The organism is Enterobacter sp. FUJ80071, assembly GCF_038739915.1.
In the GTDB taxonomy this organism is placed as follows: Bacteria; Pseudomonadota; Gammaproteobacteria; order Enterobacterales; family Enterobacteriaceae; genus Enterobacter; species Enterobacter kobei.
In genome coordinates, this window is the sequence record NZ_JBBXKH010000001.1 from 454,614 (window position 1) to 471,674 (window position 17,061).

Here is a 17,061-nt window from a genome sequence, read left to right on the forward strand (position 1 = left end):
AGTGATGACCGGAAAATAGGAAAGGCGAGCCGCAGCGACAATGTGTTTTTGTGAGAATACTCGCAAGGTGATTAAGTAATCTCCAGGCTTTCTGAAATTTGGTTTTAAAATCAAAAGGCTGTTTCTGCAAATATTTGCAAAAACTGAATGAGAGCGAGGTCACACTATGCCAGGCAGGTTAAAAATGGAGGAGATTGCGGCCCTGACGGGCTATTCCGTCAGTACGGTATCTCGGGTATTAAGCGGCAAATCGTATACCAGCGATAAAGCCCGGGAGGCGATCGTTCGTACTGCCAGAGAATTAGGCGTACTGGAGTCCATGGCGAGCGGCAGACTGTTAATTAACGGTATCGCTGTTTTTGCGCCAGAAAGAACCTTTCAGGGACGCGGCGATATTTTTTATCTGGAAGTCACAAAAGGGATTACTGAAGCCTGCGCGCGGCACAATGTGTGGGTGAGCTGCTGTGGATTAGAAGAACAGCACGCCGACGTGAAATTATTTATGGAAAAGGCCAGCCAGAAGAATATTAACGCGATAATTATTATTGGGACTGATGATTCCACCATATTTAAACTGGCGAGCACGTTAAATAAGCCCTGCGTGTTAATTAATTCCGTTGACCGGGATCGGGAACTGGATGCCGTGTCACCCGATCACCGGGCGATTGGGTTTACCGCCATGCAGTATCTTTTTGAGCAGGGACATCGGCGTGTGCTCACGCTCACCTGCCTGCGGCGAGAAACGCTTTACGCGCGTCTGGACGGCATTAAAGAGGCGTACCGCCATTTTCACGTGGGCTTCGATCCCCAGCGTGATTTGCTCGTGACGGAGTGGTTTACCGCCGAAGAGGCTGAGCGGGCTCTGGATGCGTGGCTGATGAGCCATGATAGATCGCAGTGGCCGGAGGTGATTTTCCCGAACAGCACCAGCATGGTGGAAGGGGTGGTCAGGGCGTTAACTCGACACGGGCTGCGCGTTCCGGAAGATATTTCACTGATAACGACCGATTTTGCATGGAACCTGGCGCACCGTCTGGAAAAACCGGTCACGGGCGTGACGGTGCCCTGTCGGGAGTTGGGGATTGAAGCCGTTCACCTGCTGCAAACGCGGCTCAACCGACCGCAGGCGCCGGTCTTTAACCTGCTGTTGCAGGGAAAAGTGATGGATTACGGCTCGGTCTGTAATGCAACGCGCCACGCGGCTCGCGTGGCGCTGGAACGGTGATCAGGCCAGTTGAGGCGGCAGGCAGACGCCGATGCCTCCGATACCGCAGTAGCCGTATGGGTTTTTGTGCAGGTACTGCTGATGATCGTCCTCGGCATAGTAGAACGGTTTCGCGGTGGTGATTTCGGTTGTCACGTCACGCGTATCGCCCGCTTCCCGCATGGCCTGCTGGAAACGCTCAAGGCTGGCGCGGGCGGCAGCATCCTGCTCAGGCGTGAGCGGATAAATGGCCGAGCGGTACTGTGTGCCGTGGTCGTTGCCCTGACGCATACCCTGCGCCGGATCGTGGTTTTCCCAGAAAACCTGCAGAAGCTGCTCGTAGCGAATCACCGCAGGGTCGTACACCACGCGAACCGCTTCCGCATGGCCGGTCTCGCCGGAGCAGACTTCGCGGTAGGTTGGGTTAGGCGTGTAGCCGCCGGTGTAGCCAGCAGCGGTGCTGTATACGCCGGGCAGCTGCCAGAAGAGGCGCTCAACGCCCCAGAAGCAGCCCATGGCGAACAGGGCGATCTCCATTCCATCCGGCACGTTAGTCATCGAATGGCCATTCACGGCGTGTAAGGTCGCCACAGGCATAGGGGTGTTGCGTCCCGGTAATGCATCAGCTTGTGAAACCAGATGCTTTTTGTCGAATAAACTCACGATGGGGCCTCCCGGGGTGCGATGTTTCGGTTAAGGTTGTCACGACGCGTTTAATTGAACACAATAAATGCGCTGAATGAGTCTAGATTTAATCATAAGAAATATTTGGGTGTTACACCCATTTTCAACCCGTGATGTGGGTTTTTGGCTAACAGGCCGTATTTTGCCGCGGAGCGGCACTGCATTTGCTTCCAGGGTGGAAACAGGGATATTCAGGAGAAAACGTGACAAAAATCCGCCAGTTATGTTTGGTCAGTGTGTTGCTGACAAGCGGGGTTGCCAGCGCGGCGAATGTCCGTTTGCAGGTTGAGGGGCTTTCCGGAGCGCTGGAAAAAAACGTGCGTGCGCAGCTGTCGACCATCCAGAGTGATGAGGTGACGCCGGACCGGCGTTTTCGCGCGCGCGTGGATGACGCGATCCGTGAAGGGCTGAAAGCGCTGGGTTATTACGAACCCACCATTGATTTCGATCTCCGTCCGCCGCCAAAGAAGGGGCGTCAGGTGCTTATTGCCCGCGTCTCGGCGGGGGAGCCGGTACGGATTGGTGGCACGAACGTCGTCCTGCGCGGCGGGGCGCGTACCGACCGGGATTACCTGGATCTGCTCAGCACGCGGCCGAAAATCGGCACCGTGCTTAACCATGGCGATTACGACCATTTCAAAAAAGAGCTGACGAGCGTTTCCCTGCGTAAGGGCTACTTTGACAGCCAGTTCAACAAAAGCCAGCTGGGCATCGCGCTGGAGCGACGCCAGGCCTTCTGGGACATCGACTACGACAGCGGGGAGCGCTACCGCTTTGGCGACGTGACGTTTGAAGGTTCGCAAATTCGTGAAGAGTACCTGCAAAACCTCGTGCCGTTTAAAAAAGGCGACTACTACCAGTCGAGCGACCTGGCGGAACTAAACCGTCGTCTCTCCGCCACCGGCTGGTTTAACTCGGTGGTTGTCGCGCCGGAATTTGATAAGTCTCGCAAAACCAAGGTGTTGCCGCTGCATGGCGTTGTCTCGCCGCGCACCGAGAACACCATTGAGACCGGTGTTGGCTATTCGACCGACGTCGGCCCGCGCGTGAAGGCCACCTGGAAAAAGCCGTGGATGAACTCATACGGCCACAGCCTGACGACCAGCGCCAGTATCTCTGCACCGGAGCAGCAGCTTGATTTCAGCTATAAAATGCCGCTGCTGAAAAATCCGCTTGAGCAGTACTATCTGGTCCAGGGGGGCTTTAAGCGCACCGACCTGAACGATACAGAGTCCGATTCCACCACGCTTGCGGTATCCCGCTACTGGGATCTCTCCAGCGGCTGGCAGCGCGCCATTAACCTGCGCTGGAGCCTGGACCACTTTACCCAGGCCAACGTCACCAACACCACCATGCTGCTCTATCCTGGGGTGATGATCAGCCGCACCCGCTCGCGCGGCGGCCTGATGCCAACCTGGGGGGATTCCCAGCGTTACTCCATCGATTACTCCAACACGATGTGGGGTTCTGACGTGGATTTCTCGGTGATTCAGGCGCAAAACGTCTGGATCCGCACGCTGTATGACAAACACCGCTTTGTCATGCGCGGCAACCTCGGCTGGATTGAAACCGGCGATTTCGACAAAGTCCCGCCGGACCTGCGTTTCTTCGCCGGGGGCGACCGCAGCATCCGCGGCTACAAATATAAATCTATCGCGCCTAAAGACGATGACGGCAAGCTGATCGGGGCCTCCAAGCTGGCCACTGGCTCGCTGGAGTACCAGTACAACGTCAGCGGAAAATGGTGGGGCGCCATGTTCGTTGATGGCGGCGAGGCGGTGAGCGATATCCGCCGCAGCGACTTTAAAACTGGCGCAGGTGTAGGCGTGCGCTGGCAGTCACCGGTCGGGCCCATCAAGCTTGATTTCGCCGTTCCGGTCGGCGACAAAGAAGAACATGGATTACAGTTTTACATCGGTCTGGGGCCTGAATTATGAGTTTATGGAAGAAAATAAGCCTCGGGGTGCTGATTTTTATCGTGCTGCTGCTCGGTACGGTGGCGTTTCTGGTGGGGACGACGACCGGGCTGCATCTGCTGTTTAACGCGGCGAACCGCTGGGTGCCGGGGCTGGAGATAGGTCAGGTGACCGGCGGCTGGCGCGACCTGCGTCTGAAGAACATCCGCTATGAGCAGCCAGGCGTGGCGGTGAATGCCGGGGAATTTCACCTCGCGGTGAAGCTGGGCTGTCTGCGTGACAGCAAGCTGTGCGTTAACGATCTGTCGCTAAGAGACGTTAACGTGGCGATAGATTCGAAGAAAATGCCGCCGTCTGCGCCGGTGGAAGAAGAGGATAGCGGCCCGCTGAATCTCTCCACGCCGTACCCGATTGCCCTCTATCGGGTGGCGCTCGATAACGTCAATATTAAAATCGACGACACCACCGTTTCCGTCATGGATTTCACCTCCGGCCTGCGCTGGCAGGAGAAAAACCTGACCCTGACGCCAACCTCACTACAGGGCTTGCTGATCGCGCTGCCGAAAGTGGCCGAGGTGGCGCAGGAAGAGATCGTCGAGCCGAAGATCCAGAATCCGCAGCCGGAAGAAAAGCCGCTGGGTGAAACGCTGAAGGATCTCTTCTCGAAGCCTGTTCTGTCGGAAATGACTGACGTTCATCTGCCGCTGAACCTCAATATTGAGGAGTTCAAAGGTGAGCAGCTACGCCTGACCGGCGATACCGACCTGACCGTCTACAACATGCTGCTGAAAGTCAGCAGCATTGACGGCAACATGAAGCTCGACGCGCTGGATATCGACACCAACCAGGGGTCGGTGAATGCGTCTGGTAACGCCCTGCTGCGCGACAACTGGCCGGTGGATATCACGCTGAACAGCGCGCTCAACATCGACCCGCTGAAGGGCGAAAAAGTGAAGGTCAAAGTGGGTGGGGAGCTGCGCGATAAGCTGGACGTCGGGGTCAATCTCTCCGGCCCGGTGGACATGGTTCTGCGCGCGCAGACTCAGCTGGCGGAAGCCGGGCTGCCGCTCAATCTTGAGGTCGTCAGCAAGCAGCTTTACTGGCCGTTTACCGGCGAAAAACAGTTCCAGGCCGATGACCTGAAGCTGAAGCTGAGCGGCAAGGTGACTGACTACACGCTCTCGTTCCACACGGCGGTGAAGGGGCAGGGCGTACCGCCCGCGAATATCACGCTGGATGCGAAGGGCAACGAACAACAGGTCAACCTCGACAAGCTGACCGTCGCGGCGCTGGAAGGGAAAACGGAGCTGACCGCGCTGCTCGACTGGCAGCAGGCGATCAGCTGGCGGGGCGAACTGAAGCTGACGTGTATCAACACCGCCAAAGAGGTGCCGGACTGGCCGTCGAAGCTGGACGGGCTGATCAAAACGCGCGGTAGCCTGTACGGCGGTACGTGGCAGATGGACGTGCCGGAGATCAAGCTCACCGGTAACGTGAAGCAGAACAAGGTGAATGTTGAAGGCTCGGTGAAAGGCAACAGCTACCTGCAGTGGGTGATCCCGGGTCTGCACGTCGCGCTGGGGCGCAACACGGCGGATATCAAAGGCGAGCTGGGGGTAAAAGATCTCAATCTTGATGCCACCATCGACGCGCCGAACCTGGATAACGCCCTGCCGGGCCTGGGCGGAACGGCGAAAGGGTTAGTGAAAGTGCGCGGTACGGTCGACGCTCCACAGCTCCTTGCGGATATCACTGCCAATAATCTGCGCTGGCAGGAACTGAGCGTTGCCCGCGTCCGCGTGGAAGGAGATGTGAAATCCACCGATCAGATCGGCGGTAACCTGAACCTGCGCGTGGAGCGCATTTCTCAGCCGGACGTGAACATTAACCTGGTCACCCTGGACGCCAAAGGGAACGAAAAACAGCATGACCTCCAGCTACGCGTGCAGGGTGAGCCGGTTTCCGGGCAGCTTCACCTGACCGGCAGCTTCGACCGCAAAGCGGAGCGCTGGAAAGGGACGCTGGACAATACCCGTTTCAACACGCCGGTGGGGCCGCTGGCGTTGTCACGTTCTCTCTCGCTGGACTACCGTAATGCGGAACAAAAGATCGCTATTGGGCCGCACTGCTGGATCAACCCGAATGCAGAGCTGTGCGTGCCGCAGACCATCGATGCGGGCGCGGCAGGGCACGCGCAGGTAAACCTCAACCGCTTTGATCTGGCGATGCTGAAACCGTTTATGCCGGACACCACGCAGGCCAGCGGTGTCTTCAGCGGGAAAGCCGATGTCGCCTGGGATACGACCAAAGAGGGGCTGCCGCAGGGTAGCGTCACGCTTTCAGGCCGTAACGTGAAGGTGACGCAGGAGGTGAATGATGCGTCGCTCCCGGTGGCATTCGATACCCTCAACCTGAGCGCAGACCTGCATAACAACCGTGCTGAGCTGGGGTGGCTGATCCGTCTTACTAACAACGGTCAGCTTGACGGACAGGTACAAATTACCGATCCGCAAGGACGGCGTAATCTGGGCGGCAACGTCAATATCCGTAACTTCAACCTGGCGATGGTGAACCCGATATTCGCCCGCGGGGAGAAAGCCGAGGGCATGCTGAACGCCAACCTGCGTCTGGGCGGCAACGCGCAAAGCCCGCAGCTATTCGGTCAGATGCGCCTCAGCGGCGTGGACATCGACGGCAACTTTATGCCGTTTGATATGCAGCCCAGCCAGATTGCGATGAACTTCAACGGCATGAGCTCGACCCTGAGCGGTTCGGTGTTAACGCAGCAGGGGCAAATCAACCTGAGCGGTGACGCGGACTGGAGCCAGCTCGATAACTGGCGTGCCCGCATCGCGGCCAAAGGCAGCAAGGTGCGCATTACCGTACCGCCAATGGTGCGCCTGGATGTCTCGCCGGATGTGGTCTTTGAGGCGACGCCAAGCCTCTTCACCCTGGACGGGCGCGTCGACGTGCCGTGGGCGCGTATTGTGGTTCACGAGGTTCCGGAAAGCGCCGTCGGTGTCTCAAGTGATGAAGTTATGCTCAATGAAAATCTGAAACCTGTCGAACAGAAGAGCGCTGGCATACCGATTAATAGTAACCTTATCGTACACGTGGGGAATAACGTGCGGTTGGATGCGTTTGGGCTGAAGGCGAGGCTCACGGGCGATCTGAAAGTGGCCCAGGATAAACAAGGGCTTGGCCTGAACGGGCAGATCAATATTCCTGAAGGGCGTTTCCATGCCTATGGTCAGGATCTGATTGTGCGTAAGGGCGAGCTGCTGTTCTCCGGTCCACCGGATCAGCCTCTGTTGAACATCGAAGCGATTCGTAACCCTGAAGCGACGGAAAACGACGTCATTGCAGGCGTACGCGTCACCGGCTCTGCCGACGAACCGAAGGCGGAGATCTTCTCTGACCCGGCGATGTCGCAGCAGGAAGCCCTTTCTTACCTGCTGCGTGGACAGGGTCTGGACAGCGGTCAGAGCGACAGTGCGGCGATGACCTCAATGTTAGTCGGCCTGGGGGTTGCACAAAGTGGGCAGGTTGTGGGTAAAATCGGCGAGACGTTCGGCGTAAGCAATCTGGCGCTGGACACCCAGGGCGTGGGTGACTCCTCGCAGGTGGTGGTCAGTGGCTATGTACTGCCGGGTCTGCAGGTAAAATACGGTGTGGGGATCTTTGACTCACTGGCAACACTCACGCTACGCTATCGCCTGATGCCTAAGCTATATCTGGAAGCAGTGTCCGGCGTAGACCAGGCACTTGATCTGCTCTATCAGTTTGAGTTTTAGCAATGCGAATATTTGTCTACGGCAGTTTACGAACCAAGCAAGGCAACAGTCACTGGATGACCAATGCCCTGCTGCTGGGGAATTACAATATCGAAAATTACCAGTTGTACAGCCTGGGCCACTATCCAGGCGCGGTTCCCGGCGAAGGAACAGTACAGGGTGAAGTTTATCGTATTGATAATGCTACACTTGCCGAACTTGATGCCTTGCGCACCAGGGGCGGTGAATACGCTCGCCAGTTGATCCAGACGCCGTACGGAAGTGCGTGGATGTATGTCTACCAGCGTCCGGTCGATGGGTTAACGCGGATTGTAAGCGGTAACTGGTTAGACAGAGACCAGTACTGAAAAACGACAACGCCACCGGAAGGTGGCGTTGTTTTTTTACTCTTTCAATTATCTTCTGTATTACGGCGTCTGGTTAAGAACAGAGGAACGAACAGCATGACGTACGGGGCAATAATCCATAAAAAACACAAGGCGCGTGAACGGCCATAGTAGTTTATGCACCGCGTATTGCTTGAAATGACGGGCAGGAAAAACAGTAAAAACAGCAGAATCGCATAATCGCTTCGATAAGGGATCCATAAGTAAAACAAAAACCAGGCAAGCTGGAATGTTATGATGCAGAGATACTGCCATTTGCTGTCTTTGCCGTAACAGTCAAACGCCTTTATGTAACCCATCTTTATGCTTTGAAGAAAGAAACTTAGCATGTATAACGCTCACGATCGCGACGGTCAGGAGTGTGCTCGTCAGCAACGCCCCTAAAAAATAGCTGTGGGTGATATCAGTAGCACCCGAGCCTAAAGTATGCAATTTACTATATCCTCTCTCTACTGCAACAAAAAGTGTATATAGCCCGATGTTGATACAGAACTGAAGTAGACAAGAAGCGACGATATTTTTGGGAGTTCTTTTTAATAACATAAGTGATGCGTAGATAATACTTGCTGAAAGAGCAAAATAGAGTCCGTTAAATAAACTTGATAGTAAGGCGATATTAACTTCATTGAAGACTAAATTATCGCTTCCATAGTACCATGCCAGGTATTCAACATACGTGCTTCTGCCAAAGATAAAGGCAGCAATAATAAGGATGAATAGACTCAAGATATGGCTTTTCTTACTCATAATTTTGCTCCCTTAGAAAGCAGTTCCTTCATTGTTTTACCAGCTTCCAGCTGATCTTTGATTATGGCAAGGTCACGAGTATTGTGGTTATACTTTGCAATAGCGGTTGGCGTACCTTTACCACCATTGTCCATAAAGAAGACAATATCCTTACGACCATAAAGAAGTACCTGTGGGATGGGATCACGCCCATAACTCACTGCTTGCGGAAGGGAGTGAATAGACTCTGTCGTGAGGAAGCGAGGAATGCTTTCATGCTCAATATTGCCTAAAGGTGTAGTGGCAACAAGGGAGCCGATAAAATCGGTCGTATACACTAACGCATCGGTATCTTTAGTCGTGACTTTTGAACCCGTAAGATATTTTATCTGTTGCCAAAGGGTAATATCTTTTGGGATTACTTTTATACCATCCATAAACATATCTTGCTTACGTTTTAGCTGAATGACTGTACGATGCACCTGTGTCAAAGAGGGGCTTATTTCCCCAATAGAAGGCATAAGTCCATCGCGGGAATACAGTCGTTCAATGATAAAATAAATTCCAGTTGGGCGGGCAACATCAATGTTAATGGATGACATATGAATCCTGTTATGAATGGGGATTAATGATCATCATGACAGTATGTTATTAATTTCCATGCTATTCAACCACTCCCACCATAAATGATAGGGTGTCCTTTTTTTAAAAATATACAAGATAAAAGAAATGGGATTTATCTTAAAAACTCATGTGGTGCTTTTAACTAATCCATAAAAAAGCCCCGACTCGCGGGGCCTTCATTATCAGCGTAAGAATTACTTCTTAGCCGCGCGCTCGAAAGAGGCGATGATTTCTGCTTTCGCCGCTTCTGCGTTGTCCCAGCCGTCAACTTTAACCCACTTGCCTTTTTCGAGGTCTTTGTAGTGCTCGAAGAAGTGAGTGATCTGCGCTTTCAGCAGTTCTGGCAGGTCGTTCACATCTTTAATGTGATCGTACTCTTTGCTCAGCTTGGTGTGCGGTACTGCAACCAGCTTCGCATCTTCACCGGATTCGTCGGTCATTTTCAGCACGCCAACTGGACGGCAGCGAATGACTGCGCCTGGCTGCAGCGGGTATGGCGTTGGGACCAGTACGTCAACCGGGTCACCGTCCAGAGACAGGGTGTGGTTGATGTAACCGTAGTTGCATGGATAGAACATCGCGGTAGACATGAAACGGTCTACGAACAGGGCGCCGCTCTCTTTGTCCACTTCGTATTTGATCGGATCTGCGTTTGCCGGGATTTCGATAACTACGTAGATGTCTTCTGGCAGTTCTTTACCCGCTGGGACGTTGAGTAAGCTCATGTCGGTGTCCTTTAAAATGGATGGTAAACAAGTGGCAGGTATTATAGCCAACTCACGCTGAATGTCTCCGCCTGTTTTCGCATTCTCTCCCCGCCAGCACCACTTTTCAGACCGATTCCATGACAGAAAAATCCATAAACTCAGCCGCATTTTTAATGGTGAAATGAAAGCGATTACAAACTTGTGATTAACGTTTTATTCACTTTTCCGAAGTGTGATGTAACGCAATTCGTTACATATTTCATTGGCTATAGTCATTTCGCAGAACATCTTTTAACCAACAATAAACACCCCTACGAGGACGCTCATATGTGGAAGCGCTTACTTCTTGTCACAGCAGTTTCGGCAGCCATGTCGTCTATGGCGATGGCCGCCCCTTTAACCGTAGGTTTTTCGCAAGTTGGCTCTGAATCCGGCTGGCGTGCGGCAGAAACCAACGTTGCGAAAAGCGAGGCTCAGAAACGCGGCATCACGCTGAAAATCGCCGATGGTCAGCAAAAGCAGGAAAACCAGATCAAAGCCGTGCGCTCATTTATTGCTCAGGGCGTGGATGCCATCTTTATCGCGCCAGTGGTGGCGACCGGCTGGGAACCGGTTCTGAAAGAAGCCAAAGATGCTGAGATTCCGGTCTTTCTGCTCGATCGTTCCATCGACGTTAAAGACAAATCTCTCTATATGACCACCGTGACGGCCAACAACGTGCTTGAAGGGCAATTAATTGGCGACTGGCTGGTAAAACAGGTCGACGGCAAGCCGTGTAACGTCGTTGAACTGCAGGGCACCGTGGGGGCGAGCGTGGCTATCGACCGTAAGAAGGGTTTTGCTGAGGCCATCGCGAAAGCGCCAAACATCAAGATTATCCGCTCTCAGTCCGGCGACTTTACCCGCAGTAAAGGTAAAGAGGTCATGGAGAGCTTTATTAAAGCGGAAAACAACGGCAAGAACATCTGCATGGTTTACGCCCATAACGATGACATGGTGATTGGTGCGATTCAGGCGATTAAAGAAGCGGGCCTGAAGCCGGGCAAAGATATCCTCACCGGCTCTATCGACGGTGTGCCGGATATCTACAAAGCGATGATCGACGGCGAAGCCAACACCAGCGTAGAACTGACGCCAAATATGGCGGGTCCGGCATTTGATGCGCTGGAGAAATTCAAGAAAGACGGCACGATGCCTGAGAAGGTGACCGTCACCAAGTCCACGCTCTACCTGCCTGACACGGCGAAAGAAGAGTTAGAGAAGAAGAAAAACATGGGCTACTAAGCCAGTGAAATTGCCGGGTGGCGCTGCGCTTGCCCGGCCTACGATACGCTCTTTTGTAGGCCGGATAAGCGTAGCGCCACCCGGCTTGATGTAGGGGGAACCATGACCACTGAACAGCACCAGGAAATCCTCCGCACAGAGGGCTTAAGCAAATTTTTCCCGGGTGTAAAAGCGCTGGATAACGTTGATTTTAGCCTGCGGCGCGGTGAAATTATGGCGCTGCTGGGCGAGAACGGCGCGGGAAAATCGACGCTGATTAAATCTCTGACCGGCGTTTATCACGCCGATCGCGGCACCATCTGGCTGGAAGGCAACGCCATTTCGCCAAAAAATACCGCCCATGCTCAACAGCTTGGGATTGGGACGGTCTACCAGGAAGTGAACCTGCTGCCAAATATGTCGGTGGCGGATAACCTGTTTATTGGTCGTGAACCAAGACGTTTTGGCCTGCTGCGGCGCAAAGAGATGGAAGCGCGGGCGACGAAACTGATGGAATCCTACGGCTTCTCCCTCGACGTTCGCGAGCCGCTGAACCGGTTTTCCGTCGCGATGCAGCAGATCGTCGCCATTTGCCGCGCGATCGATCTCTCCGCGAAGGTGCTGATCCTCGACGAACCTACCGCCAGCCTCGATACCCAGGAAGTCGAGATGCTCTTTACCCTGATGCGCCAGCTGCGCGATCAGGGCGTCAGCCTGATCTTCGTCACACACTTCCTCGATCAGGTGTATGAAGTGAGCGATCGCATTACCGTACTTCGTAACGGCAGCTTTGTTGGCTGCCGTGAAACCCGCGAGCTGCCGCAGATTGAGCTGGTCAAAATGATGCTGGGCCGTGAGCTGGAGACCAATGCGCTCCAGCGCGCAGGGCGCACGCTGCTGAGCGAAAAACCGGTGGCCGCGTTCAGCGATTACGGCAAAAAAGGGATCATCTCACCGTTTAACCTCGAAGTGCGCCCCGGCGAAATTGTCGGGCTGGCGGGGCTGCTAGGGTCAGGCCGGACCGAAACCGCCGAGGTGATCTTCGGCATCAAGCCTGCGGACAGCGGTACCGCGTTGATCAAAGGTAAACCGCAAACCCTGCGATCGCCGCATCAGGCCTCCTGTCTGGGGGTGGGGTTCTGCCCGGAAGACAGGAAAACGGACGGCATTATTGCCGCCGCCTCGGTGCGTGAAAATATCATTCTGGCGCTACAGGCGCAGCGCGGATGGCTGCGTCCAATTCCGCGTAAAGAGCAAAACGCCATTGCCGAGCGCTTTATTCGCCAGCTGGGTATTCGTACGCCGAGCGCGGAACAGCCGATCGAATTTCTCTCCGGCGGTAACCAGCAGAAAGTGCTGCTGTCGCGCTGGCTGCTGACCAAACCGCAGTTCCTGATCCTGGATGAACCCACGCGCGGCATTGACGTTGGCGCGCACGCCGAAATTATCCGGCTTATCGAAACGCTGTGTGCCGACGGGCTGGCGCTGCTGGTCATTTCGTCCGAGCTGGAAGAACTGGTGGGGTATGCCGATCGCGTGATCATCATGCGCGATCGCAAACAGGTGGCTGAGATCCCGCTGGATAAGCTGTCCGTTCCGGCGATCATGAATGCCATCGCGGCATAAGGAGTGAATTGTGATGTCCCGCTCGCTTTCGCAAACCGGTGAGTCAAAGCGCCGCTTTAACTGGCCAACCGGCACGCCGCAAATCGCAGCGCTGCTGGTGGTGTTACTGGTGGATAGCCTTGTCGCACCGCATTTCTTCCAGATTATTGTTCAGGATGGTCGCCTGTTTGGCAGCCCGATCGATATTTTAAACCGTGCCGCGCCCGTCGCGCTGCTGGCGATTGGTATGACGCTGGTGATTGCCACCGGCGGGATTGACCTCTCCGTCGGCGCGGTGATGGCTATTGCCGGGGCCACCGCAGCCTCCATGACCGTAGCGGGCCATAGCCTGCCGGTGGTACTGCTGGCGGCATTGGGAACCGGCGTGCTGGCCGGACTGTGGAACGGCATTCTGGTGGCGGTACTAAAAATTCAGCCTTTCGTCGCCACCCTTATTTTGATGGTGGCCGGGCGCGGGGTGGCGCAGCTGATCACCTCCGGACAGATAGTCACCTTTAACTCCCCGAGTCTGGCGTGGATCGGCAGCGGCAATTTCCTGTTCTTTCCAACACCGGTGATCGTGGCTCTGGTCACATTAGTGGTGTTCTGGCTTTTCACCCGCAAAACAGCGCTCGGCATGTTTATTGAAGCGGTGGGGATCAACATTCGTGCGGCACGAAATGCCGGGGTCAATACGCGGCTGATGGTGATGCTGACCTACGTGCTGAGCGGCGTTTGCGCCGCCATTGCCGGGGTGATTGTCGCGGCCGATATCCGCGGGGCCGATGCCAACAATGCCGGGCTCTGGCTGGAGCTGGATGCCATCCTCGCGGTGGTGATTGGCGGCGGATCGTTGATGGGCGGGCGCTTTAACCTGCTGCTCTCGGTCATTGGCGCGCTGATCATTCAGGGCATGAACACCGGGATCCTGCTCTCCGGTTTTCAGCCGGAACTCAACCAGGTGGTAAAAGCGGTGGTCGTACTCTGCGTGCTGATCGTCCAGTCACCGCGCTTTGTCAGCATCATTAAGGGGATCCGTGGCCATGATAAAACGTAATTTACCGTTAATGATCACGCTGGGCGTGTTTGTGCTGGGGTATCTCTACTGTCTGACCCAGTTCCCCGGTTTTGCCTCAACGCGCGTGATTTGCAACATCCTGACCGATAACGCCTTTTTAGGCATCATCGCCGTCGGGATGACCTTTGTGATCCTCTCCGGCGGGATCGATCTCTCCGTTGGCTCGGTGATCGCGTTTACCGGCGTGTTCCTCGCCAAGGCGATCGGTTTCTGGGGGATCTCCCCTCTGGTGGCGTTTCCGCTGGTGCTGGCGATGGGCTGTGCGTTTGGCGCCTTTATGGGGCTACTGATCGACGCGCTAAAAATTCCCGCTTTTATTATTACCCTCGCCGGGATGTTCTTCCTGCGCGGCGTAAGTTACCTGGTATCGGAAGAGTCCATCCCGATTAACCACCCGGTGTACGACACGCTCTCCAGCCTGGCGTGGAAAATCCCCGGCGGTGGCCGTCTGAGCGCGATGGGGTTGTTGATGCTGGGCGTGGTAGTGGTAGGTATCTTCCTTGCCCACCGTACCCGGTTCGGTAATCAGGTTTACGCCATTGGCGGGAACGCCACGTCGGCAAACCTGATGGGGATCTCGACCCGCAGCACGACCATCCGCATCTATATGCTCTCAACCGGCCTGGCAACGCTGGCGGGTATTGTCTTCTCGGTGTATACCCAGGCGGGCTATGCCCTTGCAGGCGTAGGCGTGGAGCTGGACGCGATTGCCTCTGTGGTCATTGGCGGCACGCTGCTCAGCGGCGGAGTGGGGACGGTGCTGGGAACGCTGTTCGGCGTAGCGATCCAGGGGCTGATCCAGACCTATATCAACTTTGACGGCACGCTCAGTTCCTGGTGGACCAAGATCGCCATCGGCATTCTGCTTTTTATATTTATTGCCCTGCAGCGCGGTCTGACGGTGCTCTGGGAGAACCGTCAAAGCTCGCCTGTTACTCGCGTAAACACCTCGGTAACAGAGCGATAACACGCTGAATTTGCTTAAAGTCTAAACATTTTCCGGTAGCGGCCGATAACCTTTTTTTCTGTCCAGAAATATCTCGCTACCGGAAATAATATCATGCTTAAAACGCTATCGATTCGTACCGGCTTGCTCTCTTTACTGGCCGTTATGACCCTTCTGCTGCTGATTGTCAGCGGCATTGGCATTTATGCCCTCACACAGAGTTCTTCTTCACTGCAGCGCATTAATCACCTTCAGGGTGAGCAGATGGTGCAGCTAAATACCGGCTATACGCTGATTCTGCGCGCGCGCAATGAGGCGGGCCAGGCCGTCCGGATGATGGAAATCGGCATGCTCGATGATGCGGCCAAATCGGTTAAAAACATCAATCAGGAAATCGCCGTGGCTCAGAAAACGCTGAAAGGCGTGATCGACGGCGGCGTGGCTGACGAGCAGGGGCAAAAGTTGCTGGATAACGTGGCAACCAGTCTGGCGACGTATAACCAGCAGGGCATCAACCCGATGCTAAAAACCCTGAATGACCAGAGCGCGGACAGTTATTACGACCTGCTGGAGAATACGCTGATCCCCGTGGCGAAGCAGTTTGATAACGATATGCAGGCGTTTCAGACATGGAGCGAAGCGCGAGGGAAGGCGGAAGTCACTGCCGTACAGGCGAGCAAAACCCGCGTGCTGATCCTGATTATTGTCGCCGCGCTGCTGACGGCTGGCATCATCGTGCTTGCCTGGCTGGTGCTGCGCCATATGCTGCTTAAGCCGCTCTCTGCTTCCATTGCTCAGCTGGAGAATGTGGCGGCGGGCGATTTAACCCACACGCTGAATGCCCCGGCGAGCCAGGAATTTAACCGCCTTAACGCGGCGATAGAGGTGATGCGTCAGTCGCTGATGCACTCGGTGATGCGGGTACGCGATGCCAGCTCGCAAATCGACACCGGCAGCCGTGAGCTGACGGCGGGCAACCGGGATCTTGCCGAGCGTACAGAATCCACCGCCACCTCGCTGGAGCAGACCGCTGCCAGTATGGAACAGATTACCGCCACGGTGAAACTCAACGCCGATAATGCCGAGCAGGCGCACCAGCTGGCGAAATCGGTTTCTGATACCGCCGATCACGGCAGCGAAATGGTCTGCTACGTGATTGAAAAAATGCGTGATATCTCCGGCAGTTCAGCGCGTATTGCTGACATCCTGAGCGTGATCGATGGCATTGCCTTCCAGACCAATATTCTGGCCCTTAACGCCTCCGTGGAAGCGGCGCGCGCGGGCGAGCAGGGGCGCGGGTTCGCCGTCGTGGCGGGTGAAGTGCGTAACCTTGCCAGCCGCAGCGCCGACGCGGCGAAAGAGATCCGATCCCTTATCAGCGATTCGCAGACCCACGTTAACGAGGGCAGCGAGCTGGCCCAGCAGGCGGGTGAAACGATGGACGAGATTGCCACCGAAGTGCTGCGCATGACCAAACTGATGCGCGAGATTGCGACCGCGTCTCAGGAGCAGAGCCGCGGCATTGAGCAGGTGAATATTGCTGTGAATCAGATGGACGAAACGGCGCAGCAGAATGCGGCGCTGGTGCAGCAATCCTCCGCCGCGACCCGCTCTCTGGAAGAGCAGTCGCGTCAGCTGATGGAGGCCATGTCATCATTTAAATTGACGGCTCAGACTGCGGCATAATATTTCCCAACCCCGGTACGTTCTGTGCCGGGGATTTATTTCGCCCTGAATTAATGGCCGCAATATTATCGTGAATATCGCCCATTAATATTTCCAGTGAGTGGGTTAACGCTAACGCTTTTTCAGTTGGCTCAAGGTATAAACCCTTGCGGAAAAATAATGGCTCATCAAACAGTTGATTAAAACGCTTCAGGGCCAGGCTCACCGCAGGACGTGACATCTCCAGGCGCACTGAGGCCTTTGCCATGCTGCCGCAGCGGACGACTTCAATAAATACAGGAATAAGGTTTAAATCAATGCCGGTATTCGCCCGGGAATAATTTTTCATTGCGATGCTGCTCCACGAAATATCTGTCAAACTGTTATGGAAATAATGCAGGAGCAATGGCGAATATAAAAGCGTGTTTTTTATAAACACTTATACGGTAAAAGATATAAATGT

General features: G+C 54.9%; 14 protein-coding genes. 9 read left to right on the forward strand and 5 right to left on the reverse strand.

The annotated features are described in order from the left end of the window. Positions 1 to 166: 166 nt before the first annotated feature. A complete protein-coding gene (locus AAER43_RS02150) occupies positions 167 to 1,225 on the forward strand; it encodes a LacI family DNA-binding transcriptional regulator (RefSeq protein WP_023331873.1) in 1,059 nt (352 codons plus the stop codon). On the opposite strand, the gene msrA is transcribed toward AAER43_RS02150, so the two are convergent. Further along, positions 1,226 to 1,867, reverse strand: a complete 642-nt coding sequence (gene msrA / locus AAER43_RS02155) for a peptide-methionine (S)-S-oxide reductase MsrA (protein ID WP_023336688.1) — start codon at positions 1,865 to 1,867, stop codon at positions 1,226 to 1,228. A 224-nt stretch (positions 1,868 to 2,091) separates the two neighbouring features. On the opposite strand from msrA, the gene tamA reads away from it, so the two are divergent. The 3 genes from tamA to AAER43_RS02170 are packed head-to-tail and all read left to right on the forward strand — an operon-like array spanning position 2,092 to position 7,945. Continuing rightward, a complete protein-coding gene (tamA, locus tag AAER43_RS02160; RefSeq protein ID WP_047626910.1) occupies positions 2,092 to 3,825 on the forward strand; it encodes an autotransporter assembly complex protein TamA in 1,734 nt (577 codons plus the stop codon). Continuing rightward, positions 3,822 to 7,598 carry an autotransporter assembly complex protein TamB gene (gene tamB, locus AAER43_RS02165; RefSeq protein WP_057057688.1) on the forward strand — a complete coding sequence of 1,259 codons (3,777 nt, stop codon included), beginning with the start codon at positions 3,822 to 3,824 and terminating at the stop codon, positions 7,596 to 7,598. The genes tamA and tamB overlap by 4 nt, the downstream gene beginning before the upstream one ends. 2 nt (positions 7,599 to 7,600) lie before the next feature. Next, positions 7,601 to 7,945 carry a gamma-glutamylcyclotransferase gene (locus AAER43_RS02170; RefSeq protein ID WP_014882267.1) on the forward strand — a complete coding sequence of 115 codons (345 nt, stop codon included), beginning with the start codon at positions 7,601 to 7,603 and terminating at the stop codon, positions 7,943 to 7,945. Positions 7,946 to 8,260: 315 nt separating this feature from the next. On the opposite strand, the gene AAER43_RS02175 is transcribed toward AAER43_RS02170, so the two are convergent. From AAER43_RS02175 to ppa, 3 genes are all read right to left on the reverse strand, one after another. After that, positions 8,261 to 8,731: a hypothetical protein gene (locus AAER43_RS02175; RefSeq protein ID WP_050861808.1), complete on the reverse strand. Its 471-nt coding sequence runs from the start codon at positions 8,729 to 8,731 to the stop codon at positions 8,261 to 8,263. Beyond that, positions 8,728 to 9,312 (reverse strand): hypothetical protein, encoded by a 585-nt coding sequence (locus tag AAER43_RS02180; protein ID WP_014882270.1) that lies wholly within the window; start codon positions 9,310 to 9,312, stop codon positions 8,728 to 8,730. Before AAER43_RS02180 ends, AAER43_RS02175 begins: the two co-directional genes overlap by 4 nt. A 216-nt stretch (positions 9,313 to 9,528) precedes the next feature. Continuing rightward, positions 9,529 to 10,059, reverse strand: a complete 531-nt coding sequence (gene ppa, locus AAER43_RS02185; protein WP_008501423.1) for an inorganic diphosphatase — start codon at positions 10,057 to 10,059, stop codon at positions 9,529 to 9,531. Positions 10,060 to 10,368: 309 nt separating this feature from the next. On the opposite strand from ppa, the gene ytfQ reads away from it, so the two are divergent. The 5 genes from ytfQ to AAER43_RS02210 all read left to right on the forward strand — a co-directional run bounded on the left by ytfQ (position 10,369) and on the right by AAER43_RS02210 (position 16,619). Continuing rightward, positions 10,369 to 11,325 (forward strand): galactofuranose ABC transporter substrate-binding protein YtfQ, encoded by a 957-nt coding sequence (gene ytfQ / locus AAER43_RS02190; protein WP_057057689.1) that lies wholly within the window; start codon positions 10,369 to 10,371, stop codon positions 11,323 to 11,325. 102 nt (positions 11,326 to 11,427) lie between these two features. Next, on the forward strand, positions 11,428 to 12,930 hold the full coding sequence (gene ytfR, locus AAER43_RS02195) for a galactofuranose ABC transporter, ATP-binding protein YtfR (protein WP_045134407.1): 1,503 nt from the start codon (positions 11,428 to 11,430) through the stop codon (positions 12,928 to 12,930). A gap of 10 nt (positions 12,931 to 12,940) precedes the next feature. Continuing rightward, positions 12,941 to 13,966: a galactofuranose ABC transporter, ATP-binding protein YtfT gene (gene ytfT / locus AAER43_RS02200; protein WP_014882273.1), complete on the forward strand. Its 1,026-nt coding sequence runs from the start codon at positions 12,941 to 12,943 to the stop codon at positions 13,964 to 13,966. Continuing rightward, positions 13,953 to 14,954: a galactofuranose ABC transporter, permease protein YjfF gene (gene yjfF / locus AAER43_RS02205; protein WP_023331880.1), complete on the forward strand. Its 1,002-nt coding sequence runs from the start codon at positions 13,953 to 13,955 to the stop codon at positions 14,952 to 14,954. The genes ytfT and yjfF overlap by 14 nt, the downstream gene beginning before the upstream one ends. Before the next feature lie 93 nt (positions 14,955 to 15,047). Continuing rightward, positions 15,048 to 16,619, forward strand: a complete 1,572-nt coding sequence (locus AAER43_RS02210) for a methyl-accepting chemotaxis protein (protein ID WP_014882275.1) — start codon at positions 15,048 to 15,050, stop codon at positions 16,617 to 16,619. Here AAER43_RS02210 and AAER43_RS02215 read toward each other — a convergent pair. Then, the gene (locus AAER43_RS02215) at positions 16,591 to 17,037 is read right to left on the reverse strand and encodes a LysR family transcriptional regulator (protein ID WP_224955188.1); all 447 of its coding nucleotides are present in this window, start codon (positions 17,035 to 17,037) and stop codon (positions 16,591 to 16,593) included. The genes AAER43_RS02210 and AAER43_RS02215 overlap by 29 nt on opposite strands. Between the last annotated feature and the right edge of the window lie 24 nt (positions 17,038 to 17,061).

Bases quoted from the DNA above. Each gene is read 5' to 3' on its own strand.
- AAER43_RS02150 (WP_023331873.1), top strand. From the start codon at position 167: ATGCCAGGCAGGTTAAAAATGGAGGAGATTGCGGCCCTGACGGGCTAT.
- tamB (WP_057057688.1), top strand. From the start codon at position 3,822: ATGAGTTTATGGAAGAAAATAAGCCTCGGGGTGCTGATTTTTATCGTG.
- AAER43_RS02170 (WP_014882267.1), top strand. From the start codon at position 7,601: ATGCGAATATTTGTCTACGGCAGTTTACGAACCAAGCAAGGCAACAGT.
- AAER43_RS02175 (WP_050861808.1), bottom strand. From the start codon at position 8,731: ATGAGTAAGAAAAGCCATATCTTGAGTCTATTCATCCTTATTATTGCT.
- AAER43_RS02180 (WP_014882270.1), bottom strand. From the start codon at position 9,312: ATGTCATCCATTAACATTGATGTTGCCCGCCCAACTGGAATTTATTTT.
- ppa (WP_008501423.1), bottom strand. From the start codon at position 10,059: ATGAGCTTACTCAACGTCCCAGCGGGTAAAGAACTGCCAGAAGACATC.
- ytfQ (WP_057057689.1), top strand. From the start codon at position 10,369: ATGTGGAAGCGCTTACTTCTTGTCACAGCAGTTTCGGCAGCCATGTCG.
- ytfR (WP_045134407.1), top strand. From the start codon at position 11,428: ATGACCACTGAACAGCACCAGGAAATCCTCCGCACAGAGGGCTTAAGC.
- yjfF (WP_023331880.1), top strand. From the start codon at position 13,953: ATGATAAAACGTAATTTACCGTTAATGATCACGCTGGGCGTGTTTGTG.
- AAER43_RS02210 (WP_014882275.1), top strand. From the start codon at position 15,048: ATGCTTAAAACGCTATCGATTCGTACCGGCTTGCTCTCTTTACTGGCC.